The sequence below is a fragment of the Psychrobacter sp. JCM 18900 genome (assembly GCF_904846625.1).
GTDB lineage: Bacteria > Pseudomonadota > Gammaproteobacteria > Pseudomonadales > Moraxellaceae > Psychrobacter.
This window is the reverse complement of record NZ_CAJHBL010000003.1, coordinates 623,088-649,665: the sequence shown is the minus strand read 5'-3', so window position 1 is coordinate 649,665 and position 26,578 is coordinate 623,088. Positions and strand designations below refer to the sequence as shown.

20 protein-coding genes and 4 tRNA genes are annotated in these 26,578 nt (G+C 42.7%); 10 read left to right on the top strand and 14 right to left on the bottom strand.

The window, feature by feature from the left end:
- The 11 genes from JMX96_RS08305 to JMX96_RS08260 all read right to left on the bottom strand — a co-directional run.
- A partial coding sequence (locus tag JMX96_RS08305; protein WP_201568548.1) for an elongation factor Tu occupies positions 1-730 on the bottom strand: 730 nt, incomplete at its 3' end.
- Between the two features lie 278 nt (positions 731-1,008).
- On the bottom strand, positions 1,009-1,326 hold the full coding sequence (locus JMX96_RS13630; protein ID WP_227676984.1) for a DUF6122 family protein: 318 nt from the start codon (positions 1,324-1,326) through the stop codon (positions 1,009-1,011).
- 209 nt (positions 1,327-1,535) lie between these two features.
- A tRNA-Thr gene (locus JMX96_RS08300) sits at positions 1,536-1,610 on the bottom strand.
- 103 nt (positions 1,611-1,713) lie between these two features.
- Positions 1,714-1,787 (bottom strand) — tRNA-Gly (locus JMX96_RS08295).
- A gap of 84 nt (positions 1,788-1,871) precedes the next feature.
- Positions 1,872-1,955 (bottom strand) — tRNA-Tyr (locus JMX96_RS08290).
- Positions 1,956-2,022: 67 nt separating this feature from the next.
- Positions 2,023-2,098 (bottom strand) — tRNA-Thr (locus tag JMX96_RS08285).
- Between the two features lie 192 nt (positions 2,099-2,290).
- On the bottom strand, positions 2,291-3,787 hold the full coding sequence (gene trpE, locus JMX96_RS08280) for an anthranilate synthase component I (protein ID WP_201568542.1): 1,497 nt from the start codon (positions 3,785-3,787) through the stop codon (positions 2,291-2,293).
- Positions 3,788-3,959: 172 nt separating this feature from the next.
- Entirely contained in the window at positions 3,960-5,279 is a 1,320-nt protein-coding gene (locus JMX96_RS08275; protein WP_201568537.1) for an FHA domain-containing protein, read from the bottom strand.
- Positions 5,280-5,436: 157 nt separating this feature from the next.
- Complete coding sequence (locus JMX96_RS08270) at positions 5,437-6,288, bottom strand: RsiV family protein (RefSeq protein WP_201568536.1); 852 nt, start codon at positions 6,286-6,288, stop codon at positions 5,437-5,439.
- Positions 6,289-6,490: 202 nt separating this feature from the next.
- Positions 6,491-8,086 carry a peptide chain release factor 3 gene (locus JMX96_RS08265; RefSeq protein WP_057758477.1) on the bottom strand — a complete coding sequence of 532 codons (1,596 nt, stop codon included), beginning with the start codon at positions 8,084-8,086 and terminating at the stop codon, positions 6,491-6,493.
- A gap of 209 nt (positions 8,087-8,295) precedes the next feature.
- Complete coding sequence (locus tag JMX96_RS08260) at positions 8,296-9,198, bottom strand: hypothetical protein (RefSeq protein WP_201568534.1); 903 nt, start codon at positions 9,196-9,198, stop codon at positions 8,296-8,298.
- Positions 9,199-9,466: 268 nt separating this feature from the next.
- Between JMX96_RS08260 and JMX96_RS08255 the strand changes: the two genes are divergently transcribed.
- From JMX96_RS08255 to JMX96_RS08240, 4 genes are all read left to right on the top strand, one after another.
- The gene (locus JMX96_RS08255) at positions 9,467-9,880 is read left to right on the top strand and encodes an Ohr family peroxiredoxin (RefSeq protein ID WP_057758473.1); all 414 of its coding nucleotides are present in this window, start codon (positions 9,467-9,469) and stop codon (positions 9,878-9,880) included.
- A gap of 265 nt (positions 9,881-10,145) precedes the next feature.
- Positions 10,146-13,124, top strand: coding sequence for a DNA polymerase I (polA, locus tag JMX96_RS08250; protein WP_201568532.1), 2,979 nt, complete (start codon positions 10,146-10,148; stop codon positions 13,122-13,124).
- Between the two features lie 364 nt (positions 13,125-13,488).
- Complete coding sequence (locus JMX96_RS08245) at positions 13,489-13,947, top strand: hypothetical protein (protein WP_227676983.1); 459 nt, start codon at positions 13,489-13,491, stop codon at positions 13,945-13,947.
- Positions 13,948-14,235: 288 nt separating this feature from the next.
- Positions 14,236-14,619 carry a hypothetical protein gene (locus tag JMX96_RS08240; protein ID WP_201568530.1) on the top strand — a complete coding sequence of 128 codons (384 nt, stop codon included), beginning with the start codon at positions 14,236-14,238 and terminating at the stop codon, positions 14,617-14,619.
- A 114-nt stretch (positions 14,620-14,733) separates the two neighbouring features.
- Here JMX96_RS08240 and hemH read toward each other — a convergent pair whose 3' ends face one another.
- Positions 14,734-15,753: a ferrochelatase gene (hemH, locus tag JMX96_RS08235; RefSeq protein WP_201568529.1), complete on the bottom strand. Its 1,020-nt coding sequence runs from the start codon at positions 15,751-15,753 to the stop codon at positions 14,734-14,736.
- A gap of 495 nt (positions 15,754-16,248) precedes the next feature.
- Here hemH and metX point away from each other — a divergent pair, with 495 nt between their 5' ends.
- From metX to JMX96_RS08215, 4 genes are all read left to right on the top strand, one after another.
- Positions 16,249-17,592 (top strand): homoserine O-acetyltransferase MetX, encoded by a 1,344-nt coding sequence (gene metX, locus JMX96_RS08230; RefSeq protein WP_227676990.1) that lies wholly within the window; start codon positions 16,249-16,251, stop codon positions 17,590-17,592.
- Positions 17,589-18,197 (top strand): methionine biosynthesis protein MetW, encoded by a 609-nt coding sequence (gene metW, locus JMX96_RS08225; RefSeq protein WP_057758464.1) that lies wholly within the window; start codon positions 17,589-17,591, stop codon positions 18,195-18,197. The genes metX and metW overlap by 4 nt, the downstream gene beginning before the upstream one ends.
- A 412-nt stretch (positions 18,198-18,609) precedes the next feature.
- The gene (locus tag JMX96_RS08220) at positions 18,610-19,191 is read left to right on the top strand and encodes a tetratricopeptide repeat protein (RefSeq protein WP_057758462.1); all 582 of its coding nucleotides are present in this window, start codon (positions 18,610-18,612) and stop codon (positions 19,189-19,191) included.
- A 289-nt stretch (positions 19,192-19,480) separates the two neighbouring features.
- Complete coding sequence (locus JMX96_RS08215) at positions 19,481-20,479, top strand: rhodanese-related sulfurtransferase (protein ID WP_320157903.1); 999 nt, start codon at positions 19,481-19,483, stop codon at positions 20,477-20,479.
- Between the two features lie 149 nt (positions 20,480-20,628).
- On the opposite strand, the gene serA is transcribed toward JMX96_RS08215, so the two are convergent.
- A complete protein-coding gene (serA, locus tag JMX96_RS08210; RefSeq protein ID WP_057758460.1) occupies positions 20,629-21,855 on the bottom strand; it encodes a phosphoglycerate dehydrogenase in 1,227 nt (408 codons plus the stop codon).
- 336 nt (positions 21,856-22,191) lie between these two features.
- On the opposite strand from serA, the gene JMX96_RS08205 reads away from it, so the two are divergent.
- A complete protein-coding gene (locus JMX96_RS08205) occupies positions 22,192-23,628 on the top strand; it encodes an FAD-binding oxidoreductase (RefSeq protein WP_201568526.1) in 1,437 nt (478 codons plus the stop codon).
- A gap of 90 nt (positions 23,629-23,718) precedes the next feature.
- Here JMX96_RS08205 and JMX96_RS08200 read toward each other — a convergent pair whose 3' ends face one another.
- Positions 23,719-24,348, bottom strand: a complete 630-nt coding sequence (locus tag JMX96_RS08200; RefSeq protein WP_201568524.1) for a BLUF domain-containing protein — start codon at positions 24,346-24,348, stop codon at positions 23,719-23,721.
- Positions 24,349-24,885: 537 nt separating this feature from the next.
- Here JMX96_RS08200 and JMX96_RS08195 point away from each other — a divergent pair.
- The gene (locus tag JMX96_RS08195) at positions 24,886-26,523 is read left to right on the top strand and encodes a carbon-nitrogen hydrolase family protein (protein ID WP_102094613.1); all 1,638 of its coding nucleotides are present in this window, start codon (positions 24,886-24,888) and stop codon (positions 26,521-26,523) included.
- Positions 26,524-26,578: the final 55 nt, after the last annotated feature.

Genomic DNA, 26,578 nt, shown 5'->3' with positions numbered 1-26,578 from the left:
CGTCGCCAACTTTAACGATACCAGATTCAACACGGCCTGTTACTACAGTACCACGACCTGAGATTGAGAATACGTCTTCGATTGGCATTAGGAATGCTTTGTCGATGTCACGCTCTGGCTCTGGGATATAAGTGTCTAGTACGTTTAATAGTTCTACAACAGCTGGTTGGCCGTATTTTTCTTCTGAGCCTTTTAGGGCTTCAGTAGCAGAACCTTTAACGATAGGAGTGTCATCGCCTGGGAAGTCATAGTCGTTCAATAGTTCACGAACTTCCATTTCTACTAACTCTAACAATTCTTCGTCATCAACCATGTCACATTTGTTCATGAATACGATGATGTACGGTACGCCAACCTGACGTGAAAGCAAGATGTGCTCACGAGTCTGTGGCATAGGGCCGTCAGTTGCAGATACGACTAGGATTGCGCCGTCCATCTGGGCAGCACCAGTGATCATGTTTTTAACATAATCGGCGTGACCTGGGCAATCTACGTGTGCGTAGTGACGGCTGTCTGTGTCATATTCTACGTGTGAGGTGTTGATGGTGATACCACGTGCTTTTTCTTCTGGTGCTGAGTCAATAGACGCGTAGTCTTTAGCTTCGCCACCAGAGGTGATTGCAGCTACGGTTGCGATTGCAGCGGTAAGGGTTGTTTTACCATGGTCAACGTGTCCGATTGTACCGACGTTGACGTGTGGCTTGTTACGTTCAAACTTGGCCTTTGCCATGGGTATTTCCTCTTTTTTTGGTGAATGATCAATAAAAAGCTGTTTAATGGCTCATAATAGAATTAAATCATCATAAACCTAGCTATCAACCGCACGAACCACTGCTTAAACAATGCTCCGAACTAATTCTTGTATCCGTTATTATACGCTGACTTGTCTTAAATAGTCATACATCTCTCAATCGAAATCAACTTCTCTCTAGCTAGTAGATATAAAGCTCGATTGATTATAACCTTTCTTATAACCGTATAATTATCTTGATATGCAAGGTCGCGATATTAGCTGACCGACATCATCAAACAATCCGTAAAATCCGTTAACATATGGAACAGCAATCCAGTTCCAATGATATTAAAAGGCTTACGAAGAAAGAGTAAAGCAAAATACACTAGCATCGCATAATAAGTATGTAACGGATGAAAATTAATGCTACATCTATTTGCCTGAAATATTGGGTTTGCTACCAGATGATCTATATCAACCAACATGGTCGCAAGCAAAATCAGATATGCTTTTTTCCACTCTTCTCTAAAAAACGCAATCGCGATAAAAAAAGGGAAACCAAAGTGCAAAAAATAATGTATTAACGTCTGCATACTGACCTATTAGTTTTAGTCTTTTCTATATAAGACCATCAAAACCAATATTTATTAATATACTGACAGCACTAAAAGGCAACACCTCAGTGTCACCTTTGAATCATTGTCTACCGCACTACTGTTATATATTTCAATATTCTATAATTTCGATATCGACGCAAAGTTATATAAATAGCAAAACAAGCATAAAAGGTGTAAACAATAAATGGAGCTCATATCGAGAATTGAACTCGAGACCTCTCCCTTACCAAGGGAGTGCTCTACCGCTGAGCTATATGAGCGTATATTGAAACCTTTGAACTGCACTAAAAAAAATATCACGATGCAGCAATAATTACTGACTCTCGTGATGATTTATTGTTATGCTTTGCGATGGTGTATATATGGAGCGGGTGGCGGGAATCGAACCCGCGTCATTAGCTTGGAAGGCTAAGGTGTTACCATTATACCACACCCGCATTTACTCTTATTCAGGATAACTCTAATCGAGAGTTATGAGATATAGAGAGTATGCTTGGCGCTATGACAAACTTTAGAAAATATGGTGGTGGGGGAAGGATTCGAACCTTCGAAGCTTTCGCGACAGATTTACAGTCTGTTGGGTTTGACCGCTCCCCAACCCCACCTTAGGTTGCTTTGAACAAAAATGACTTACATTTAAGACAAATTCATAAAAAGCTACTTTAAGAGAGATGGTGCCGACTGCCGGGATCGAACTGGCGACCTACTGATTACAAGTCAGTTGCTCTACCAACTGAGCTAAGTCGGCTTGTTCTCTTAAAGTGGTGGCTATTCTATCAAATTTTTCGAGATGCGCAAGTACTTTTTCATCTTTTTTTAAATTAATTTGATATAAATATTTAAGTTACTGATTAAGCTTGTTTTTTTATAAATAAAAATATGACGATAAATTGGCTTTTTACTTGCAGCCTTTGTTTTTGCCATATCACCGGCCATTTAATTAGCGAATACGCAAGCCATTACAGGCCATTTCTACCGCTTTTATTAATGCTAATGCTTTTTTATTGGTTTCATCCCATTCTTTTTCTGGAACAGAATCAGCAACAACCCCTGCTCCGGCTTGAATATGTATCTCACCACGGCGCATCACCGCAGTACGGATAGCAATGGCCGTGTCCATATTACCATTCCAACCTAGATAACCAACTGAACCGCCAAATACTGTTCGACGTACTGGTTCTATCTCATCGATGATTTGCATGGCGCGGATTTTAGGTGCACCCGATAGCGTCCCAGCTGGGAAAGTGGCACGAAATACATCTAGTGCATCTTTGTCAGCTCGTATCGTACCCTCAACATTAGATGCGATATGCATTACTTGTGAGTAGCGCTCTATAAACATCTTTTCTGTGACTTTGACACTGCCATACTCGCAAACACGGCCAATATCATTGCGACCCAAATCAATAAGCATCAAATGCTCGGCTGTCTCTTTCTCATCATTTAACAGCTCTTGCTCAAGCGCTAAGTCTTCAGCCTCATCTTGGCCACGTTGCCGCGTCCCTGCCAGCGGCCTTACCGTCACCTTGCCATTTTCGATACGAGATAGGATTTCAGGAGAAGCACCTATAATATCAAAGCGTTTGTGATCGTCGAGTGTATAGCCATGCACCAAAAACAGATACGGTGATGGGTTTAGGTAGCGAAGCGCACGATAGACGGCTAGAGAGTCGCCTGTATAGTCCGCTGTCAAGCGCTGCGCTGGCACTACCTGCATGACGTCACCTGCGGCAATGTAATCCTTTATTTTATTGACATCACTACAGTATTTTTCAGCACCTGTTTGCGATATAAATTTAGGCGTAGGCATTACAGGTGCGCGCAGGTTTGATGGCTCTGCTAGCTTTTCCTCAATTTGTTCTAACTCGCGAATAGCTGAACTGTAGCCATCCTCAGACTGGCAATCAGCATAGACGATGATTGATAGCGTATTCTCTAAATTATCAAATACAATAACGCTCATCGAAAGCATCAGCCACATATCTGGCATCGACATTGGATTGGCCGCATCAGATAAGCCGACACTTGGCTCAATAACACGTACCATATCGTAGCCAAAGTAACCGACTAAACCGCCGCTAAAGCTCGGCATCGTTGGCACATCTTCAGCGGTTGGCATATGATATTGCGCCATCAGCTCACGCAGGTAATCAAAGGGATTCTCTACTGACTCTGTATCAATATGATCGTTTCGTTTGGTCGTCATATTGCCATCAGCGTACTGCAAAATCAGATCACTACCCAATCCAATCATGGAGTATCGCGCCCAGCGCTCACCGCCTACCACAGACTCAAACAGATAGGCAGAGCCATTTAGATCACGTACTTTGGAGAATACAGATACGGGAGTCTGCGCATCCATCAGACGCTTTTTTACTAGCGGTGCGTGACTAAAGCCCCTATCTCTAAAAGCTTGATATTCTTCAAAAGTCATCATAATAGCGCTCTCTTAGCAGCTTATAGACAATAATAAATATAAGCTGCTCTATAAAATATAGCGTCAATATTCGCTAAAATATCGACGCTATAATGAGTCATTTGTTTAAAAAACGGTAATCATAACAAGGCTCTATATCAAAAATTGCGACAAAACCTAGTGTAGATTTGAATTATGCACCGCCCATATTAAACAACCATAAGGCCAAACCGATAATTAGAATGGTCACAAATACCCATATGAACCAGCCGCCGCTCGCTTTTTTCTCTACATGACCTGCATGAGCAGGATTGCTGATTTCTTGATCCATCGCATTATTGCCTTCGGTACCAAGATCGCGCGGCTGCCCTAAATTAGCCGTGCCTGAAAATTGTGCACTAGCTGCTTGTTTGGCTTTTAAAACTTCAGGGTCAGCTTCTTCTTGTAACTCTGTTTTTGTCGTTTTGTCGTGTTCGTCTTGAACTGCTGGCTCCTCATGCACTGCTGGCTGCTCTTCTACCACTGGCGCACTATCAGTAGATGCTGTCTGTGGTGGCTCTGTAGTCGTCACAGCCTCTGTTTCAGTTGTTGTTGGTACAGATGTGTCATCTACCCCTTCTGTGGCAACTGGCGTTTCTTCTACTAACGTAGGCGATGCTGCATCCGCGTCAGACAGTACTTCATCGATACCTGTTTCTTTGACAACTGGTTCTGTAGCAACGGCTTCTTCAGTAGCTAGCTCTTCAACAGCTGGTTCTTCAAAAGCTGGTTCTTCAAAAGCTGGCTCTTCAACAACTGGTTCTTCAACAACTGATTCAACGGTTTCGTGCGTAGGAGTGACTGATTCTTCGGTCATATCTGAGCCGGCATCTACAGGTAAAGGCTCTACAGGTACAGTATCATCTGCAGCAGGCAACATTTCTTCGATGCCAGTTTCTTTAATCACTGGCTCGTTGCCTGTTTGTTCTATGATCGGCTCTTCTTCAATCAGAGTTTCTTTGCTCGCACTTTCTTCAAGAACGCTTTCCTCAACTATTTGCTCTTCGGTCACAGGCACACTAGCAGGAGTTTCTGTCACGGCAGCGGCATCAACGTTCTCATGTGTATCTGCATCTGCTACCGGCTCTTCTGTGGCTACTGGCGCTAGTGCCTCACTCTCTGACGTTGTCGCAGGTGAAGCAGATGCCTGTACTTGAAAACTAAAACTTGCAAAGCCAAGTGTGTCATCTGCTTTTAGATGACTAGATTCATTACCTTCGATACGTTGCTCATTGATAAACGTGCCATTAGAAGAATCTAAGTCCTTCACATACAGCTGACCATCTAGCACACTGAGCACTGCATGGTTGCGAGAAACCTGCTTGCTACCTAGCACTACGTCGTTATCACTACCACGACCTATAGATAAACTATCACTAACCGTCAGTGTTAGGTCACCTAGCGCTTCCGTCAATGCATTCAGCTGCCAAGTTGTACTTGCTGCCGTATTCATACTGTCTGTCTCGTTTGTCATGTTATAACTCCTTATTTTTCTATTGAATATCCAATGATGCTAAAAATAATAACTCTAAAATATTACTGCCAATTTATGATAAGTATTGTCGCTATTTCTTTAATAATATTTGCCTAGCACAGTTTATTAAGTACTTTCCTCAAACACCATACAGTATTTACTTTGGTATAAAGCGAGGTTTTATAACTTTATCAAGCTTGCTATAGGGGATATTAAGGACAGGCATACCGTAAGCATATGGACCGATAGAGTAATGCTGATAACGAATGCTAATGCCTGTATCAGTCAAGGTCACATTATCGCTTAACGTAAATGGCCAGTTTTTCTCATAACTGCTCACGTCTTCGGCAACCGTTTTAACCCACACTTTATATGCATCATAGGCAAGTGCCTCAAAACGAGGTTTTTTATCTGAGATAAGCATGTCGTCAAGCGTAATTTGCTTTTTGGTACTTGGGTCAAATATTAGGTACTCGCTATAAGGCATGCCGTGTGCACCGCCCGTATAGACATAGGAACTAATCTCAAACAGTTCAAAGTCATCGACATGACCTAAGTAATGAGGCGCTACCATCAGATTATAACCCCACGACACATCATCAGGCATATCTTGGAATTGCGAGCTCACAAAGCCATCAATAGCAGCTGTAACTTCTTTTTCACTACTTTTACCTTTAATAGGTGCTGACTCTGTCATCTGACTATTGACGACTAAGTTATCGATACGGGCATTGGCAATCTCATCTATCCAGTTTTGACTGCTTTTGAGATATTTAACTTCAATCTCTGGACAGTTATCACGCTTGTCACACATCTCTTGTATATTACTGGGTAGTTGATACGGTAGATATTCCGTGCTGCTAATAAAGCTTCCGGCATTTACCGACATACTAACGGCACTTAACAGTAGGCTGCCTGTTAACATAGCAATTGAACATCTCTGGCTTACCTTTATCGAAAATAGATCAGCCGATATAGATTTATCATCAGTTTGAGTCGTAGTGTGCATATGTCCTCTTTTACAAATATAAAATGCCATTCAATATTCTACCGTAACAATTGCAATGTATTGTAGGAAGACTGTTCACGTTTTTGAGATGATGTAAGCAAACGGTTGTCTGACTTTTACTATTCGAGTCGTAAATACAGGCAATAAAAAAGACACGGCTGGCGTGTCTTAATCAATGAACAATATAGAAATATAAATAAATTTAATGTTCGCGAGTGCTACTAAAAGTCACTTCTGGGTAGCGGTCTTGCATTAGCTGTAAATTGACGCGTGATGGCGCAAGGTAAGTCAAATAACCACCACCATCTAATGATAATTGGTCATGGGCTTTTTTCTTAAATTTCGCCAATGCTACTTCATCATCGCAATGAATCCAGCGTACCGTAGCTATCGATACTGGCTCAAAGGTACATTGTACTTTGTACTCTTCTTTTAGACGATGCGCGACCACTTCAAACTGTAGGACACCGACCGCACCCAAAACCAAATCATTGTTAATCTGCGGCATAAAGACCTGTGTTGCGCCCTCTTCACTCAACTGCTGTAGACCTTTTTGCAACGCTTTTGATTTGAGCGGATCTTTTAGTACCACACGGCGGAACAATTCAGGAGCAAAATGCGGAATACCTGTAAAGCTTAACTCTTCGCCTTCAGTGAAGCTGTCACCGATAGAGATGGTGCCATGGTTATGCAAACCAATAATATCGCCCGGATAGGCTTCTTCTAGCGCCTCGCGGTCGCCTGCCAAAAAGGTCAGCGCATCGGCAATACGTACGTCTTTACCCAGACGCACATGCTTCATTTTCATGCCCTTCTCATACTTACCAGAGCACACTCGCAAGAACGCAATGCGGTCACGATGACGCGGATCCATATTGGCCTGAATCTTAAAGACGAAGCCTGTAAAATCTGTCTCGGTGGCTGATACTTCACGTTCAGTCGTTGGATGAGCTTTTGGCGGCGGTGCATATTTGACCAAGGTATCAAGTACCATGTTTACCCCAAAGTTACCCAATGCTGTACCAAACAATACTGGCGTCATCTCGCCAGCCAAAAATGCTTCAACACTGAACTCTTCTAGCGCCATCTGTACCAGCTCAAGCGACTCTTCAAAAGCGTCAAACATCAACTGTCCTAGGCGCTCACGGATATCTGGATAATCGTAGCCTTCTCGGGTCTCAGAGACCGTCATCTTGCCGCCATTACCTTTTTCATAAAAGTAAGTTTTATTTTCAGTCAAATGATAGACACCGATGAAGTCTTGACCCATACCGATAGGCCAAGTCACTGGGATACATTTGATTTTCAACACTGCTTCGATTTCGCTAAGCAATTCAAGCGGCTCACGAATCTGACGATCTAGCTTGTTGACGAATGAGATGATAGGCGTATCGCGCATACGACATACTTCCATCAGCTTGATGGTTCGTTCTTCGACACCTTTTGCACCATCGACCATCATCAGCGCACTATCCACTGCGGTCAAAGTACGGTAAGTATCTTCACTAAAGTCGGCGTGACCTGGGGTGTCTAGTAGGTTGACCATATGGTCTTTATACGGAAACTGCATGACAGACGTCGTAATCGAGATACCACGCTCTTGCTCCATGCTCATCCAATCTGAGGTTGCATGACGATCTGTCTTACGGCCTTTTACTTCGCCCACTACCTGAATCGCTTGACCCCATAACAGGAGTTTTTCGGTCATGGTGGTCTTACCAGCATCGGGATGCGAGATAATGGCAAAGGTGCGGCGCTTAGCAACTTCTTTGTTTAATTTCTTTGGATCTACGCTCATAATTTTCAGCTTCAACAGTTATGTGATTTAGAAGTGACTCTAAATAAATAAATAAAATAAATAATGGGCGTATTGTAGCGGATTTAGCATCAGGGTGCAGAATTAGCGTATAAAAAAACACGCCCCATTATTTAAACGAAGCGTGTTTTTGGGCTTTTTAATTAGAATCGTCATGCTTAATTAGCATGACTAATAGCCATCAATTCATCTCAATAGTAGCGTTCGATTTGCTCAGCCAAGAAGTCGCCAGCCACATCATTGACGATTGTACAATCGACTACGTCAAAACGACTGTCCGTATTCGGGTCAGTACTACCTTTGGCGACATAATTTGCTTCATAGACGTCTTTTCCGTACTCAACACCGCTATATTCATAAGCAGGCTGATCATCGTACTCAAAAAACATAACTTGCGCGGCTTGTTGCTGATTGCCTACGCCAACTCCGAACTGAGAAGTTCTATGATCTCTATCCGCACTAAAGCGGGTTTTGGCCACTTCAATCCATCTCTCTATTGAGGCGTAACCAGTCTTGTTTTTCTCATTAAATGCCAAAAACGAACGCTCACTGGTTACCACAGGGATATAACAAACCGACCCTTCAGGAAAAGCAACATTGGTCAGAATTTCAGGATAGTTGTTTAAGTCGGTAATAATACCGTATCTATTGTTCACGTTTGTACTAGCAACATAGCTATTAGCACGCAGCCCTGATAAATTGAGCGTCTTATAAGTGGTTTGGTAGTCTAGCTGGTTGTTGGTGCTTTTTTCATAAATGGGGCGTTTGACCGTCCGATTATTAACCTCGATGTCTTTATTTTCAAGTCGACCCTCAAAGTCGTCTGCTAGCACGGTTCTGTCTAAATCATTCAGGCTTTGATTGCTATAACTGTTGATGAGATTGGTTGTTTTGATCTCGCGCGCACCAGTACGATACGTTTCATCAATTCGCGCAATTGCCGTAGCATTGGCTTTACTATCATAACTATTAGCAAAGCTTGTCAATGTAATCTTGCTACTAGCCGTCCCATAAGCGCCGTCTTCTTCCTCGCACCCTATCAAAGCAAGCGTCGTCAAAAAGCAAACACTAGGTATCACAATCCATCTATTCATCAAACAATGTCCTTATGATTCAGATTTCTATTATCCGTACTGATAACGTATATATGGCTCATTACCGCTATTGTACCTCTTTGGCGACTGTACGATAAGCTTGTAAATCTAAAAACGAATAAAACTGTGGCCGAAATCTCATTTACAAACTAGCAGTATATATTTACTCTCTATGCACTGAGCTGCGTGAGCGATTTGTTATGCTAAGTTTCATATTAAGATTTACCACTTAAATATAAACATAAAAACTCACAACAAAGGATATGTCATGAAATCTCTATACTCTACCAAATCTACTGTTACTGGCGGCCGCATGGGTACAGCAACCTTAAGCGATAGTGATCTTGAAATCAATATGGTACCACCAGGCGGTAATGAAAAAGGTAATAATCCTGAGCAATTGCTCGCTATGGGTTATGGTGCTTGTTTTGATGGCGCTTTAGGCGTAGTCAAAAAAATGGAAAGCGCAACATTTGGCTCAACTGTTGAGACCTCTGTAGACCTATTACAAGGTGACAATCACGAATATAAGCTTGCCGTAAAAATTCATGTTATCGCTGATAATACAGATCTATCTGCTGACGAGATCCAAAAATTGGTCGAAAAAGCGCATGAAGTATGCCCATATTCGAAAGCAACTAGCGGTAACATCGATGTTGAAGTCTCTTCAGAAGTAAAATAACGCATTTAGAGACTCGTTATTAACATCTATTTAATAACAAACAGCTGATAGTTATCAGACAAAAAAGAACTCAGATTATCTGGGTTCTTTTTTGTCTTTAACAATTTATTTGTCTCGGAAATAGAATATCGAAAACTCCAATCTAGATTCTAATAAAAAAGAACACGATAGAACATCTCGTAACGGTTAAGCAGTTCGGCACGCGCTAATTTTATCGTTATAATAAGCGTATATATTTTTATCTAATAGCTGATAAGTGACTTTTATGACTGATGACATAGCTGACAATACCACCGATAACGACCACAACTCTCACCAAGCGCTTGACCCCAAAGCACTACCGAACTTCGATACCATGCCTAACGTGGCACTGATGGATACCAGTCATGTAGACAAAGATCAGCCGCCTTTTATTTTGGTTGATGGCTCCTATTATCTGTTCCGCACTTATCATGCCTTGCCAAAAACCATGCAAAACTCGCAGGGCCTAATCACTAATGCGATACGCGGTACACTTAACGCATTACTCAAGCTGATGCGTCGATATCACCCTACTCATATGGCTGTTTGCTTCGATACTAAATCACCGACTTTTCGCCATCATATGTCTGCTGATTACAAGGCCGCTCGTCCACCCATCGATATCGAGCTAGTAGAGCAAATTCCTTATATTCATCGTTTGGTCACTGCATTAGGTATTCCACTGTTGCGTATTGAAGGTGCAGAAGCCGATGATATCATTGGTACACTTGCCCATCGCGCTGTCGAGCAAGGCCATCATGTAGTCATCTCAACGGGTGATAAAGACATGATGCAGCTGGTCAATGACTGCGTGATACTAGAAGACAGCTTTACGGGCAAAGTCACGGATACACCAGCGGTAATCGATAAGTTTGGTATTAACCCAAACCAAATGATCGATTTCTTAACGCTAATGGGTGATGCCTCTGATGGTATCAAAGGCGTACCTGGTATCGGTAAAAAGACCGCTAAAGACTTGCTCGTTGAGTATGGTGATATCGAAAACATGCTCAAGCATATCGGCTTTATCAAAGGTCGCGGGGCGAAAGGTCTGATTGAACACGCCGACGATATTCCTTTTAACAGAAAGCTTGCTACCATCGTCACTAACTTAGCCATCGGTCAAGATTGGAATGACCTAAAAATCAATACTGACCCTTGTGCTCATATAGATGAATTACGCGACTTATATAATGAGCTTGAGTTTAGAAATGAGCTGGCATCGCTTGACCATCCAAATCATCCTGCCAATGGCTCTAAAAGTGTTGCTGATAGCCAAGCCGATACGGAGTCACAGGCACAGGTGGCAAAATCACTCCAATCAACCAAGGGTGACAGCATTAAAGACAGCACTAACCATGATAAAGCGTGGCACACTGTACTCGATGAGCCAGCGTTTGATAGCTTGGTCGAATTGTTAGAAGCTGCTCCGCATTTTGTCATTGATACCGAAACCACTAGCGTTCATTGGCGTGATGCACAAATTGTCGGTTTATCTTTCGCGTTGCAAGCACACGAAGCGTATTACATTCCACTTACGCATAGCCTAGAAGGTGATGAGCTAACTGCCAAGCAACTTGATCGCGATACAGTTTTAGCTCGCTTAAAACCTGTCTTAGAGAATCCTAATATCGGTAAAATCGGTCAGCATCTAAAGTACGATGCGCATATCCTCGCTCACTATGATATCGACCTAGTTGGCGCCATACATGAGCAGCCAAATAACTGGGCAATGGACACCATGCTTGCCAGCTATGTCATCAATGCAGCAGCCACTCGCCACGGCATGGACGATTTGGCACGTCATTATCTGCAAACGCAAACCATCAGTTTCGAAGATGTGGCAGGTAAAGGCGCTAAGCAAGTTACCTTTGACCAAGTGGCTATCGATATCGCGAGCGATTATGCTTGTGAAGATGCCGATATCACCTATCAATTATTTGACGTATTCAGCGTTGAGCTAGCTAATGATGCCAATAACGCCAAATTACTACACGAGCTAGAGATTCCAACAGCAGAGATACTTTGCCAAATGGAAGCGCATGGTATTTTGATTAAACGCTCCTTCTTAAACGAGCTATCAAAACGCTTCGATGAAGAAATTATCGCTCTAGAGAAGCGCGCCTACGAAGTGGCAGGTGAAGAGTTTAACTTAGGCTCTCCTAAGCAATTAGGTGAGATGCTGTTCGAAAAGCTAGGCGTTGCTGGCGGCAAAAAAACCAAGTCTGGTCAATACTCGACTGGTGAGGCGGTACTATCAAAAATCGATCATCCATTGGTCGATATTACGCTAGAGTATCGCGGATTATCTAAGCTCAAAAGCACCTATACTGATGCGCTGGATAATGTCGCGGATAGCGAAACCGACCGTGTACACACTAGCTACCATCAGGCATTAACGAGCACTGGTCGTTTGTCATCGACAGATCCTAACTTACAAAATATCCCAATTCGTACTGCGACTGGTCGCTTAATTCGTCAAGCCTTTATCGCGCCAGAAGGCCGCGTTATTCTGGCTGCGGATTATTCACAAATTGAACTCCGTTTAATGGCGCACTTCTCAGGTGATAAAAATCTAACTCATGCCTTTAACGAAGGGTTAGATATTCACGCGGCCACCGCTGCCGAAGTACTTGGTAAAGATGTCGCAGACGTCACTTCGACCGAACGTCGTAATGCTAAAGCCATTAACTTTGGTCTGCTATACGGTATGAGTGCCTTTGGACTTGCTAAGCAGCTACAGATGAGCCGCGGCGAAGCACAAGACTATATCGATATGTACTTTGAGCGTTATCCAGGCGTCAAAAACTATATGATCAATACTCGTGCTAGCGCTTATGAGCAAGGTTATGTCGAGACGATACTGGGCCGTAAGCTCTATACGCCTGATATCAATCATAGTAATCGTATGGTCAAGCAAGGTGCTGAGCGCGCGGCGATTAACGCCCCACTACAAGGCTCTGCTGCCGATTTAATCAAGCTTGCTATGATTGCCGTTGATAAAGTGCTGCCAAAAGAACAAGCTAAAATGCTGCTACAGGTTCACGATGAATTGGTGTTTGAAGTGGATGCCGATAAAGTAGACGAAGTTAGCCAGCTAATTACCGATGCTATGCAAGATGTCTTGACGACTACGGCAGTAGAAAAAGGCTGGAATGTCGACTTTGCAGTACCTTTATTGGTCGAGACTGATAGCGGTCAGAACTGGGATGAGGCGCATTAATCACTCACTGTCATTTAATCAAGCATGTAAGGCACAATTATTTATATACTTTGCAGATATGAGAGTTTTTGATAACTGATACTACAATAAGTCATTATATATTGTTTATATTAACAATCACTTATGACCAGTTAGTTATATTTCATAACAGTAATATCTGGGTATGGGGTTTATAATAGGTCATCTGTTAAACACTAACTATTCGATATTTTTGCTTTAAAGTGAGCCTTTGGGCTCACTTTTTTGTTTTTAACACATTCTTTTTGATACGCAGGAGTCATTTATCTTGAGTTCAGATGGCATCATCGAAATCCCTGGCATTATACTTTTGATAGTATGCCTATTGCGCAGTTCACAATATGTTATGAAAAGTCATGTCAAACAAATTAAGGCTTTTTGGCTAGCAGCCGTACTTATATTTGTCTCTGTCATTCGTCGAGAGTTGAACTATCTACCAGACTTACTGGTTCCAAGCGACTTTTCGATGCTTGGTCAGTCTTATGACTGGTGGGAGGACAGCGTCCTTACCGTTATTTATCTCGTCGCGCTTGGTTTGCTGGTCTACTCGAGGCATTATCTATGGGCAGTGTTAAAAAACGTGCCAGTTTCGCTCTATCTTAGCGTTACTGTACTTGCTGTCATTCAGTACATGGGCGAGAATGCTATTATGTTCCCGCATACATTTGGGGAAATTGTCGAAGAGCTGGCTGAGACTGCCATTTATGGTATTGCCTTGACCTATTTATGGCGATTTAAACTGGCTGACTATGAGTCATGTCTGGTACAGAAGTTAAATTATAAGTTCGACCACGCCAATAATTAAAACTATAAGTTTGATTTCTCATTTAGCGACTTTGCTATCTTATAAAGCCTTAGCACAAATTTTATAAACAATTACGGCTGCTCATTTTGAGTAGCCGTTTTACGTTCTAGCCATTGTCTTACATTTTTTGAACATCCTGTCACACCTTACTACTAGTGAAAAGTTGAATAAGCGTACAAACTGAGAAGCATATTATCTACATCGCAATGAGAAATGCTCTGATAAACCAGTACGATATTTTTATTTCTAATGATGGCGACATCTAATAACTACAATAAGGAATTATTCATGGAAAACTCAAAAAACCCACTACCAGAAGAGATGGATCATATTGACGGTAATCGTCGCGACAATAATGACAGCGTCGATAACTCAGATAATTTAGATAACAACAATCAGGATGAACAAAACAACCAATTGGTCGATTTGGACAATCCTATGCTGCATACCATTGATAACGATGATGTGATTGATAATAGTGCGGGATTTAATAACTCAGAAGTCGGTAGTGATGCGACCCAAGGACTCACACCTGCGCATCGTCAAAATATTGATGAGTCACGTGTCGATGAGATTTTGGTTCAGGACAACCTTGATGATAGCGGTTATCCAGATGCGATGGATATTGTTGATAGAGAAGCGGCTGAACGTAGCAACGATGATGATTTTTAGAACTTAGTACGATTGTTTATCTACCTCTCTAAACCAAAAAAGCACGCTTAACTATATTAAGCGTGCTTTTTTCATTCTACTATTCAGCTTACTAAAACAGCGACTTTTAATTGATTAAACCCAGCCATCTAACGTGCCAGCCCAACCTTTTACTAAAGGTAAGCTTAACGCTTCAAGCAATTCAATATGTGTCTCATCAAGGTTTAGTGCAGGGATATAATGATACTCTTGCCCGCCAGCATTAAGGAAGTTATCACGGTTTTCAATGGCCAACTCCTCTAGTGTTTCTAGACAGTCTGCTGAAAACGCCGGACTGATCACCTGTACCGAGCGCACACCTGACTGACCCCAATCTTCCAACACCACATCAGTATATGGCTTAACCCACTCTTGCTTGCCAAAGCGTGACTGGAAACTGATAATCCATTCGTCGTCGTTCAGGCCAAGTTCATGCGCCACTTGTGCAGCGGTACATTTACAGCGTTTAGGATAAGGATCGCCTTTATCGGCATAAGGCTGCGGGATACCATGAAAACTAAACATCAATTTTTCAGGCTTGCCATGCTTTTCTTGAAAACGGCGAATAGAGTTGGCCAAAGCTTGAATATATAGCGGATGGGCAAAGTAGTCTTTAACAATCGTATAATTTGGCAAGTTGCGTTGCTTGAGCGTCCACTTCGTCAGCGCATCATATACGGCACCGCCTGAAGAAGCCGAATACTGCGGAAACAACGGTAGAATAACAAAGTGATCAACCCCTTCACCACGTAGCGCATCCATGACGTCAGGCAAACCAGGATTACCATAGCTCATCGCAGGATGCACAGAGACACGAAATGGCGCCACACTATCAGCCAAACGTGGTTCCAATAGCTCAACTTGGCTTTTTAGTATTTTACGAATCGGTGAATCACCTTCCCAGATACTGGCGTAAGCCTTTGCTACGCGCTTAGGACGACTAGGTAAGACAAATAGATTCAGAATAATAGCCCATAGAAATTTGGGAATCTCAATCACTCGTGGGTCTGACAAAAACTGTTTGAGGTAGCGACGTACGGCAGGGGCCGTTGGCTCATCTGGGGTACCAAGATTCACTAACAAAACGGCAATACGTGGGGGCAATTTAGGTTTCATAGCAGCACTTTATTAGCAGTAAGTTATTAAGGGTTAGGTCAAAATAATAAGAGACGATACTGTTAAGACACAGTTGAATAGACACCTCATTAGTGTAGCATTTTATCTATTAATGACGCGGGCTAAAAGCGCTCCTATACAATTTGATACGCAGTTGCTATTTATTAACTCTTGATTACTTGATGCTGGCGGCTTACTCGTTATTCATTTCTAGCGCACCTTCTATAAAAACTATGATCGATGCGCTCGAAAGGCGCGCTCGATGGTTGTACTCCAACGCGCATCACCATACAATAGGCAGGCCCAGTTTATAAAAACCGTGTAGGTAAAATAGCCTGTTAGCAACGTGCCATTTTGCTTTTATTTTATTGATGATTGTAGTCTTGCGAGGTAGCTTTGAACGCACGCTCTGATAATACCAGTGACCAGCATCCTAATTCACAACCTCACTCTAATAGCTCAGCCAATACCAACAGTGATTTAGGGTCTGTAGGTATCGTTACGCCTCAGAATTTTCATTTCGCTGAGCCCTTAACGTTAGAATGCAACCGTACCCTACCCTCGTTTGACTTGATGGTAGAGACTTACGGTACGCTCAATAGCGACAAATCAAATGCGATTCTGATTTGCCACGCGTTATCTGGCAATCATCATGCAGCTGGCTTCCATAGTGCTGATGACAAAAAAGCAGGCTGGTGGGACAATATGATTGGCCCCAATAAAGCAATTGATACCAATCAGTTCTATGTGGTGTGTGTCAATAATATCGGCAGCTGTTTTGGTTCAACAGGGCCTACCACTATTAACCCAGATAGCGTTGGCTCGGATAGTGTTAGTTCGGACAGCCTTGATTCAAATAGTAGCAATGAGCCACAAGTGTATGGCCCTGATTTCCCGCTGATCACCATCAAAGACTGGGTAAAAACCCAAGCAATGCTCTCAGATCGTCTAGGCATCGACATTTGGCATGCGATTGTCGGCGGCTCAATGGGCGGTATGCAAGCGCTACAATGGTCTGTTGATTATCCAGAGCGATTAAAGCGCTGTGTGGTCATTGCCAGTACGCCAAAGCTATCTGCTCAAAATATCGCCTTTAACGAAGTGGCGCGTCAATCTATATTATCCGATCCTGACTTTAAAGACGGGCGCTATATACAAGAAGGCACTTATCCTCGTCGCGGACTGATATTGGCGCGTATGGTTGGCCATATTACCTATTTAACTGATGACGCGATGAAAGCCAAATTTGGTCGTGATTTAAAATCTGGCAAATTCATGTATGGCTACGATGTTGAATTTCAGGTCGAAAGCTACCTACGCTATCAAGGCGAACGCTTTAGTGAAAACTTCGATGCCAATACTTATCTGCTCATGACCAAAGCCTTAGATTACTTTGATCCGACGCGCGATTATCCTTCAACGGTAGCAAAAGATACTACAGAGTCGGCAGTGCAAATAGAAGACTCAATCGCGGCGTCAGTCGAATCTAGCAAAGCAAACGCACAGAGTGAGTTAGAAGATGCGGTAACGACGATTGAAGATATTGAGTCTGATCGTCAGCAAGAGCTTTCTGCGCTCAAAGCGGCCTTTGCCCATACACAATGCCAATATCTGGTCGTGTCATTTACCACTGATTGGCGTTTTGCACCTGAGCGCTCGCAAGAGATTGTCGATGCACTGATGGCCACTGGCAAACCCGTCAGCTATATCAATATTGACGCGCCGCACGGACATGACTCATTCTTATTTGATATTCCTCGCTACATGGGTGCGGTTAAAGGATTTTTGACTGCGCCATTTATTACCCCTAGCCGCCCAGCCACAGGAGAGCGCTCATGAGAATGGATCACCAACTGGCAGAGCGTTGGATTGCGCCGCAAGCACATGTACTGGACTTAGGTTGTGGTAATGGCGAGCTGCTTGCCCACTTACAGCAAAAACTAGGCGTGACAGGTTACGGACTAGAGATTGATGAAGACAAAATCAATGAGGCGATTGGTAATGGTCTATCGATTGTCGAGCAGGATCTCAACGATGGTTTAGCGCGTTTTGCTGATAACAGCTTTGACACGGTTGTCATGGCACGTGCCCTACAAGCAGTAAAAGCACCTGACGAGTTGTTGCTTGATATGCTGAGAGTTGCCCGTGAAGCAGTCATCACCTTTCCTAACTTTGCGCATTGGCAAAACCGCATTCATTTAGGGCTTAAAGGTATGATGCCTGTCTCTGAAGCGCTGCCTTACGAATGGTACAACACGCCAAACATTCATCTATGTACCTTTAAAGATTTCGAACTGTTATGTGCGCAGCATGATATTCATATCATTAATCGTTTTGCCGTTAGTGATTCTGAAAAAGGTCACACACCGCTAATGAAAGCGTTAATAAGACAAGCGCCTAACTTGTTAGCAGACGTCGCTATCTACCGAGTGACCAAGAAATAACCGTTAAGTTATCAGCTGGCTTTATGTTTTATAGAATGTTAAACAGTGCTGTAAATACTGATATTAACCTTAATAGATTGTTAACTTAATATAATTTTTTAGTAACTGTCTGATTTTGTTAAGGACAATCAGGTACAAACGTCTATGAGACCTTGTAATTAGTATTTGAGTTTCGTAAGTTTGGGTGTTAAGCTAGCAAAATATTGTCAGCCACCCCACTATTACGACCGTTTGTCTAATCAGTTAGGGTGAAATCTCTGATTTAGAGATGACAACCCCCTTTTGCTAATGATTAGGTAAGTTCATATCGCAAGATTCCACCTAATTGTTATCGCCGTCTGACTGTCTTTAGCGAGACAATGTTTAGCGGTACAATTTTTTTGCTTATTAACTGCCTAATTTTGGAGCTGCTATGAAATTATTAAAAGCTGCGTTGTTTACTGCATTATTTTCTTGTGCTGGTTTAGCCAATGCTGAGTTAATATCAAACGTACCGCTTGATACCTCACGTTTTGAGCTTATGCCTGTGAGCGAGTTGTCTAGTCGTGCCGCCCAAGGTAACGATCACGCACAGTTCTATCTGGCCAAGCGTTTGCAAAAAGGTGAAGGTATTGCGCAAAATACCCAACAAGCAATCCAGTGGTATACAAAAGCGGCTCAGCAAGGTGTTGCTCCTGCTCAGCTGAATCTTGCTATCATGTATTTGCGCGGTGAAGGTGTACAGCCTAATTTGCAACAAGCCCGTTTGTGGTTAGAAAAAGCTGCAATGCGTGGCGATAACCGTGCTAGCTACACGCTTGCGCTACTAGATGAAAAGCAAAAAAATCTAGTCGATGCCTATAAATGGTATGACTTGGCTGCCCGTGATGGCATGTTAGACGAAAAAGTCCGTAACAAGGCACGTGGTAAAATTGGTCAGTTGGCATTGAACCTATCAAGTGATGACATCGCCAGTGCTCGTAGCAAAGCAGATACTTGGTTCCAGAGTAAATAGTATCTAACTTTCGTACTACGAATTGAATATAAAAAAAGCTCAGTATTTTACTGGGCTTTTTTGTTTTTTATAACAATAATCCAAGCGTTACAAACTATTCAAAACCCTAGCAAAATTTGCTACACTACGCGCGCATTAATCAATTCCACAATTGAGATAATGTTATATACCTATCTACTTTTCTATTATCATTGCACTAGGTTTGCGACCTAGCCAGCAGGAGAAAGACATGAGCATCAACAAAGAAACCGCGATAACTGACAACAATTCAGCCCCTGTATACGATAGTGTGACTAATAATATCGTCGTTGCCGCACTATATAAGTTCACGCGCTTTGCTGATTTTGAGCAATATCGTGAGCCTATTCTAAACACTATGCTTGATAACGATGTGAAAGGTACATTGTTACTTGCCAGTGAAGGCATTAATGGTACGATTTCTGGTACGCGTCAAGCTATCGATACTGTACTTGACTACCTGCGTAGTATTGAGGCGATTGGCACGTTTACCTTCAAAGAGTCCTATACTGACACACAGCCTTTTTATCGCACTAAGGTGAAACTGAAAAAAGAAATCGTCACTATGGGTGTCGAGAATATCGATCCATTGGAATCCGTTGGTCGCTATGTAAAACCAAGCGAGTGGAATGCGTTGATCTCAGATCCTGAAGTCACCTTGATCGACACGCGTAACGACTATGAAGTGCAAATCGGCACCTTCCAAAATGCAGTCAACCCAAACACTGAAACCTTCCGCGAGTTTCCAGAATACGTTTCAAAAGAGCTCGATCCAGCCAAGCATAAAAAAGTGGCGATGTTCTGTACAGGTGGTATCCGCTGCGAAAAATCTACTGCCTATTTACGCGAGCAAGGGTTTGAAGAGGTCTATCATTTAGAAGGCGGCATCCTAAAATACCTTGAAGAAGTCCCTGCCAGTGACTCTATGTGGCAAGGTGATTGCTTTGTTTTTGACAATCGAGTTTCGGTCAACCACAACTTAGAAAAAGGCAGTTATGAGCAATGTTTTGCTTGCCGTATGCCAATCACAGCCGATGACATGCAAAGCCCTGCCTATATCAAAGGTGAGTCATGCCCACACTGTATCGACAAAGCGACCGACGAGCAGAAAGCCCGTTTCCGTGAGCGTGAGCACCAAATGCAGCTAGCCAAGAAGCGTGGTGAAGCCCATATTGGTAGCGACGTGATGGATGTAATCGAAAAGCGTAAAGCCGCTAAGACGGAAGCGCGTCTACAAGCGGAAGCTGCAAACAACGCTAAAGCGAACTAAACTTAGTATTAGTACAATAAAAAAGAAGCGAAACAAAAAAGAGAGGCTCTAATCAATAGAACCTCTCTTTTTTTATGATAAATCTTCAATGCGTATCAAAACTATTAGCCCTGATATAATTGATCCAATTTTATAATGGATTGACTATATTAGAATAAGATACGTACGCGGATAGTCTCTTCTACATCTTTTAATTGGTCTAGTGCAGCAGTCGAATCATTGTAATCGACATCCATCACTAGATAACCAACATCACCTTCTGTCATCAGGCTCTGTGCTAGGATGTTAATGCCAGCTTCAGCAAACAAACGGTTAATCTGAGACAGTACGCCTGGCACGTTTTTGTGAATGTGTAGTAGACGATGCGAGTTTTCTTTGAACGGAATAGAAACTTCTGGGAAGTTCACCGCAGTCGCTGTATCACCTTGGTCAGAGTATCTAACAAACTTATCTGCTACTTCCAGTCCGATATTGGCCTGTGCTTCTTGTGTTGAACCACCGATATGCGGCGTCAAAATCACATTATCAAACTTACGTAGTGGTGACTCAAACTCTTCGTCAGCTGACTTTGGCTCTTTCGGGAACACATCAATAGCCGCGCCCAAGATTTTACCAGACTCAAGCGCATCCGCCAGATCATCAATTTCGACGCACGTACCGCGAGCCGCATTGATAAAGTAACTGCCTTCTTTCATCTGAGCGAACTGCTCAGCTTTCATCATATAGCGGGTGCTTGGTACATCAGGTACATGCAATGTCACGATATCAGCCGTTGATAGTAGCTCTTCTAGGCTACCAACTTGTACCGCGTTGCCTAGTGGCAATTTGGTCACAGCATCATGATAAATGACTTTCATGCCGAAGCTTTCTGCTAAGACAGACAGCTGCGAGCCGATAGAGCCATAACCGACGATACCGATAGTCTTGCCACGTACTTCGTGTGAGTTGGTCGCAGACTTACCCCAGCCGCCGCGATGTACGGTTGCATTCTTTTCAGGAATACCGCGATACAGCATAATGGCTTCTGCCAATACTAGCTCAGCTACCGAACGGGTGTTCGAGAATGGCGCGTTAAAGACAGGGATACCAAGATCACGAGCGGCATCTAAATCTACTTGGTTGGTACCAATACAAAAGCAACCAATGCCGATAAGCTTGTGTGCGTGCTCAAGTACTTCACGCGTCAGCTGAGTACGCGAACGAATACCGATGAAGTGAGCATCTTTGATCTTTTCGATCAGCTCGTCTTGATCTAAGGCGTGACTGATATTCTCGATGTTGTGGTAACCAGCTCCTTCCAATACTTTTAGGGCATTGTCATGTAGACCTTCAAGCAATAAAAACCGGATTTTGTCTTTTTGTAGTGATAACGCCATATGAGAACTGTCCTATAATTGTTTTATAAGATTACCTGTTGGATAATCTATGATGGATGAAACGAAAACAGTCCCGATATCTTACACAAAATTTGAGGCCGATGTTAGCAGATTAGATGAATTATTGGTTATCAAGCCTGAAAAATTTTTATGCTATAGTGAATTATTCTGTTTGAAACCGATCGAATCAACTATTTATTACTTACCTCTTCTTATAGGTAAAAATTATCACCCACTTATTACCTCTACGAGCTGACTCACCACTGAATTTATAGTTATTTCGCTATATAATAAGCAGTCCCAGCATCGTGCTTACGCCAATATTGAGATTTGACCATGACGCCAACTACCGCTCAAAACACATCCGAAACTAATGCCGTGCAAACCATCTTGAGCACGCTCACTGATACCCATAGTTTCGACCCGACCCAAATCAAAACCGATGCTGAGAGTCTAGGGCATTGGGGCAAAGACTGGACCAAACACTTTGCCCCTGCTGCTGCTGCCATCGTCTTTCCAAAGACCACCGAGCAAGTACAGACTATCGTACTCCTTGCCAATGAGCACAACGTCGTCCTCACCCCAAGTGGTGGTCGTACTGGTTTATCTGCTGGTGCCGTGGCTGCTAATGGCGAGATAGTCGTTAGCATGGATAAAATGAACCAGATTGGACAATTCTACCCTGCCGATCGAATAGTTGAAGTCGAAGCCGGTGTCGTCACCCAACAGTTGCAAGAATTCGCTGAATCAAAAGACTTATACTACCCTGTCGACTTTGCCTCAGCAGGCTCTAGTCAAATCGGTGGCAATATCGGTACCAATGCTGGCGGTATCAAAGTCATTCGCTATGGCATGACCCGTCAATGGATTATGGGGCTGACTGTTGTCACGGGTAAAGGTGATATCTTGCAGCTGAATCGCGGCATGGTAAAGAACGCCACTGGTTATGACTTGCGCCAATTGTTCATCGGTAGTGAAGGTACGCTTGGCCTTGTCACTCATGCGCAAATCAAACTTGAACGTCAGCCACAAGACTTAAACGTCATGGTGCTTGGCATGGACAGCTTTAACGATGTGATGAACGTACTCTCTGCTTTTCAAGCGCAGATTGATTTGACGGCATTCGAGTTCTTTGACGATGTGGCCATTGATAAGCTGATGGCACATGGTCAAGTACAAGAACCCTTTGAATCGCGTACCAAGTTCTATACGCTATTAGAGTTTGAAGCACCATATGAGCCAATCATGGACAAAGCCATGGCCATATTTGAGCATTGTATGGAGCAAGGTTGGGTCGTCGATGGGGTGATGAGTCAAAACCTCACGCAAGCAGCAGAGCTATGGAAGCTACGTGAGTATATCTCTGAGACCATTTCAGTATTCACCCCTTACAAGAATGATGTCTCGGTGCTAATAAGCCATGTACCGACCTTTATCGAAGAGATTGATCATATTGTCAGCAGTAACTATCCTGACTTTGAAGTTTGTTGGTTCGGTCATATCGGCGATGGTAATTTGCATCTGAATATATTAAAACCTGAGAATATGAATAAAGATGATTTCTTTGCTGAGTGTCAGGTCGTCAATAAATATGTGTTTGAGACAGTACAGAAATATGGTGGTTCGGTATCTGCTGAGCATGGGGTTGGTATGACGAAGAAGCCGTATCTGCACTATAGCCGCAGTGAAACTGAGATTGAGTACCTAAAGGAAGTCAAAAAAGTCTTTGACCCAAACAATATTATGAATCGTGGTAAGATTTTTGATATGTGATTAGATGTTTAACACTTATCTCAAATAAAAAGACGCTAAACCGAGAGGCTAGCGTCTTTTTTTGGGTTTATAATTCGTAAAAACTACAATCTATAAATATAACAGTATCAGTGCGACGACCAGTAATATGCTCAAAAACCCTTGAATAATCAGAAACGCCTGATGCGGTGCCGCGATATGACGCACCATATTACCCAATGCATTATAAGTAATACCTGCTGCCTTAATATGAGGTGGACTATCGAAAGTTTTGATAATTTGCAAAAACTGCTCAGTCCGATCAGACGACCAGCCGTGCGGCGCAAATGGTAAAAACGGAGATAATTGTACGGCCTGTTTCTTGGTCGCGGGTGACCATAACCAACGCTCTAAAAACAGCAAGCGCATACGCCAGTCGGCAAAGCTGCGATGATTGATGACTTGTAATAGCAATACTTCTACATTCTTATGGCGGCTATCGACGAAGATTCGCTCTTGCAGAGCAAATACGTCTGACTTTTTACCTTCAATACATTGCAAGAAGTGACCATTTCCGTAGCATAGCGTGCCTGTGATGTTATGCTGCTGATTGTAGTTACGTGCGTGGCCTTCTACTTCATCAAAGATAGAGGTGCTTAGACGCGAGCCAAGAGTCAGCGTACTGACATAAACCAACTGAACCAAAGCGGAGTCATCTATGTCATCCCACTTCATGATTCTATTGGTATGATTTAAAGGCATAATAAAATAATCCTAAGAAGCCGATGAAAGACGGCTAAACGAAACAAGCAACACAATACTATGCCTGAGTTGAACCAAAAAATTGACTCACAAAAACGTAGCAAATATTTACTACGTGAGACTGTTATTACCGTTACAGCTTGCTATGATAACAAGCAAAACAAAAGATGCTGATAGATATTATTTAGATTGTATATTGAGATAATAAATAGCAAGACAGTCGTAGGTACAATGATAATGCAAAGTTATGCGCTTATCTGTGCTCACAAACCCTATAGGTATAGAGTGATGTAGATTGTGGCAATCGCTATCCTTTAATCCTTTAGGTTAGTCGAAACAAGCACCAAACATAATGAGTAAAACGGCCCAAGATATCAACATAACCTATTGTAAATACGGCAATAAATTATTGTAACGACAATATGTTCCTATTGGAATGTTTTTATTACTTTTTTGCACAAAAATCGGCACATCAATGTGCTATGACCCCATTATTTGATACCCCTACATTCAATAGCTATTTAAAACAGGAAACTTATGAGTAAGATGGAAAAACTAGATGACTTTCACCTCACGATTGCTGAGATTAAGAAAAAAGATTATCCACAATTAAAGGCATTAATGGATCGTGTCTATGTAAACTTGGGTGGCGCGTGGTCAAAGACAACCATTCATACCTTGATTGATGCCTTCCCTGAAGGTCAGATTGCTTTGTTTGATCATGATCAGCTGATTGGTATCGTACTCTCTATGCGCGTTGACTATGCCAAGTTTTCAAACCCGCATACCTATGATGATTTGATTGGGCAAAAAGAAATCATCAGAGACAACCCAGAAGGTGATGCCATTTATGGTTTGGATGCGCTCATCGACCCTGATTATCGCGGCTACCGCCTCGGTCGTCGTCTGTATGACGCACGTAAAGAGCTGTGCCGACAGTTAAACTTCCGCGCTATCTTAGCCGGTGGACGCATACCTAACTATCATAACCATAAAGATCTGACTCCAGGCGAATATATTGATGCCGTTGAAAGCCGTGAGATTCACGATTCAGCTTTGTCGTTCCAGTTGTCTAATGGCTTTATCGTTAAACGTATTTTGACCGCTTATCTGCCAGATGATAAGCAATCAAAGGGCTTTGCTACCTTGCTTGAGTGGGCAAATATCTACTACGAGCCTAAAGACTATAAGCCTAATACTCGCAAGTCTGAAGTGCGTATTGGTGGTATTCAGTGGCAGATGCGTGAAGTCGAATCACCTGAAGAATTACTGCAACAGGTTGAGTTCTTTGTCGATATTATGGCTGATTACAACTCAGACTTTGCCTGCTTACCAGAGTTTTTCAATGCGCCATTGATGGGTCTATGCGAAGAAACCGATCAAAATATTGCCATTCGATTTTTGGCAGGTTATACCGAGTGGTTCAAAAATGAAATCTCGCATTTAGCGGTCAGTTATAACGTCAACGTCATTACTGGTTCGATGCCATTACTAGACGAAGACGATACCTTATACAACGTCAGCTATTTATGTCGCCGCGATGGTACCGTTGAAGAGCAACGCAAAATTCATATTACTCCGCATGAGCGCAGCGCTTGGGTAATCGAAGGTGGCGATGAAGTCAAAGTATTCGACACGGATGCGGGTCGTATCGGCATCTTGGTCTGCTACGATGTTGAGTTCCCTGAGCTTGCACGTCTGATGGCACTTGATGACATGGATATCTTGTTTGTGCCCTTCTGGACTGACACCAAAAACGGCTATTTGCGTGTGCGTCACTGTGCCCAAGCACGTGCCATTGAAAATGAATGCTATGTGATGATCTGCGGCTCGGTAGGTAACTTGCCACAAGTCGAAAGTTTAGATATTCAATACGCTCAATCGTCGATTTTTTCACCGTCAGATTTTGCGTTCCCGCATGATGCGATTATGGCAGAAACCACTGCCAACACGGAGATGGTATTCTTCTCTGATGTAAACTTAGACAAGCTCACTCACGTTCGTCATGAAGGATCAGTACATAACTTAATCGATCGCCGTGATGATTTGTTCAGCTTAAAGTGGAAGCGCAAAGCCAAAGTGCCAGCGAGCAAGTTGAGTGATGAGCAGCGCCGTGAAAATTCAGGTAGCGTACTGATTGGTGATCCATTACAAAACCGAGCACAAAAGCCATAATAGGTTGATGTCGCACACTTATAGTAGACTTTATAAATAACACGGCTGATTTTCA

Coding starts and splice junctions, on each gene's coding strand:
- serA (WP_057758460.1), bottom strand. CDS start 21,855: ATGGCGTTATCACTACAAAAAGACAAAATCCGGTTTTTATTGCTTGAA.
- JMX96_RS08255 (WP_057758473.1), top strand. CDS start 9,467: ATGAAATCTCTATACTCTACCAAATCTACTGTTACTGGCGGCCGCATG.
- trpE (WP_201568542.1), bottom strand. CDS start 3,787: ATGATGACTTTTGAAGAATATCAAGCTTTTAGAGATAGGGGCTTTAGT.
- JMX96_RS08265 (WP_057758477.1), bottom strand. CDS start 8,086: ATGAGCGTAGATCCAAAGAAATTAAACAAAGAAGTTGCTAAGCGCCGC.
- JMX96_RS08260 (WP_201568534.1), bottom strand. CDS start 9,198: ATGAATAGATGGATTGTGATACCTAGTGTTTGCTTTTTGACGACGCTT.
- metW (WP_057758464.1), top strand. CDS start 17,589: ATGAGAATGGATCACCAACTGGCAGAGCGTTGGATTGCGCCGCAAGCA.
- hemH (WP_201568529.1), bottom strand. CDS start 15,753: ATGAAACCTAAATTGCCCCCACGTATTGCCGTTTTGTTAGTGAATCTT.
- JMX96_RS08200 (WP_201568524.1), bottom strand. CDS start 24,348: ATGCCTTTAAATCATACCAATAGAATCATGAAGTGGGATGACATAGAT.
- JMX96_RS08275 (WP_201568537.1), bottom strand. CDS start 5,279: ATGACAAACGAGACAGACAGTATGAATACGGCAGCAAGTACAACTTGG.
- JMX96_RS08270 (WP_201568536.1), bottom strand. CDS start 6,288: ATGCACACTACGACTCAAACTGATGATAAATCTATATCGGCTGATCTA.
- JMX96_RS08205 (WP_201568526.1), top strand. CDS start 22,192: ATGACGCCAACTACCGCTCAAAACACATCCGAAACTAATGCCGTGCAA.
- JMX96_RS08195 (WP_102094613.1), top strand. CDS start 24,886: ATGAGTAAGATGGAAAAACTAGATGACTTTCACCTCACGATTGCTGAG.
- polA (WP_201568532.1), top strand. CDS start 10,146: ATGACTGATGACATAGCTGACAATACCACCGATAACGACCACAACTCT.
- JMX96_RS08240 (WP_201568530.1), top strand. CDS start 14,236: ATGGAAAACTCAAAAAACCCACTACCAGAAGAGATGGATCATATTGAC.
- JMX96_RS13630 (WP_227676984.1), bottom strand. CDS start 1,326: ATGCAGACGTTAATACATTATTTTTTGCACTTTGGTTTCCCTTTTTTT.
- JMX96_RS08220 (WP_057758462.1), top strand. CDS start 18,610: ATGAAATTATTAAAAGCTGCGTTGTTTACTGCATTATTTTCTTGTGCT.
- JMX96_RS08245 (WP_227676983.1), top strand. CDS start 13,489: ATGAAAAGTCATGTCAAACAAATTAAGGCTTTTTGGCTAGCAGCCGTA.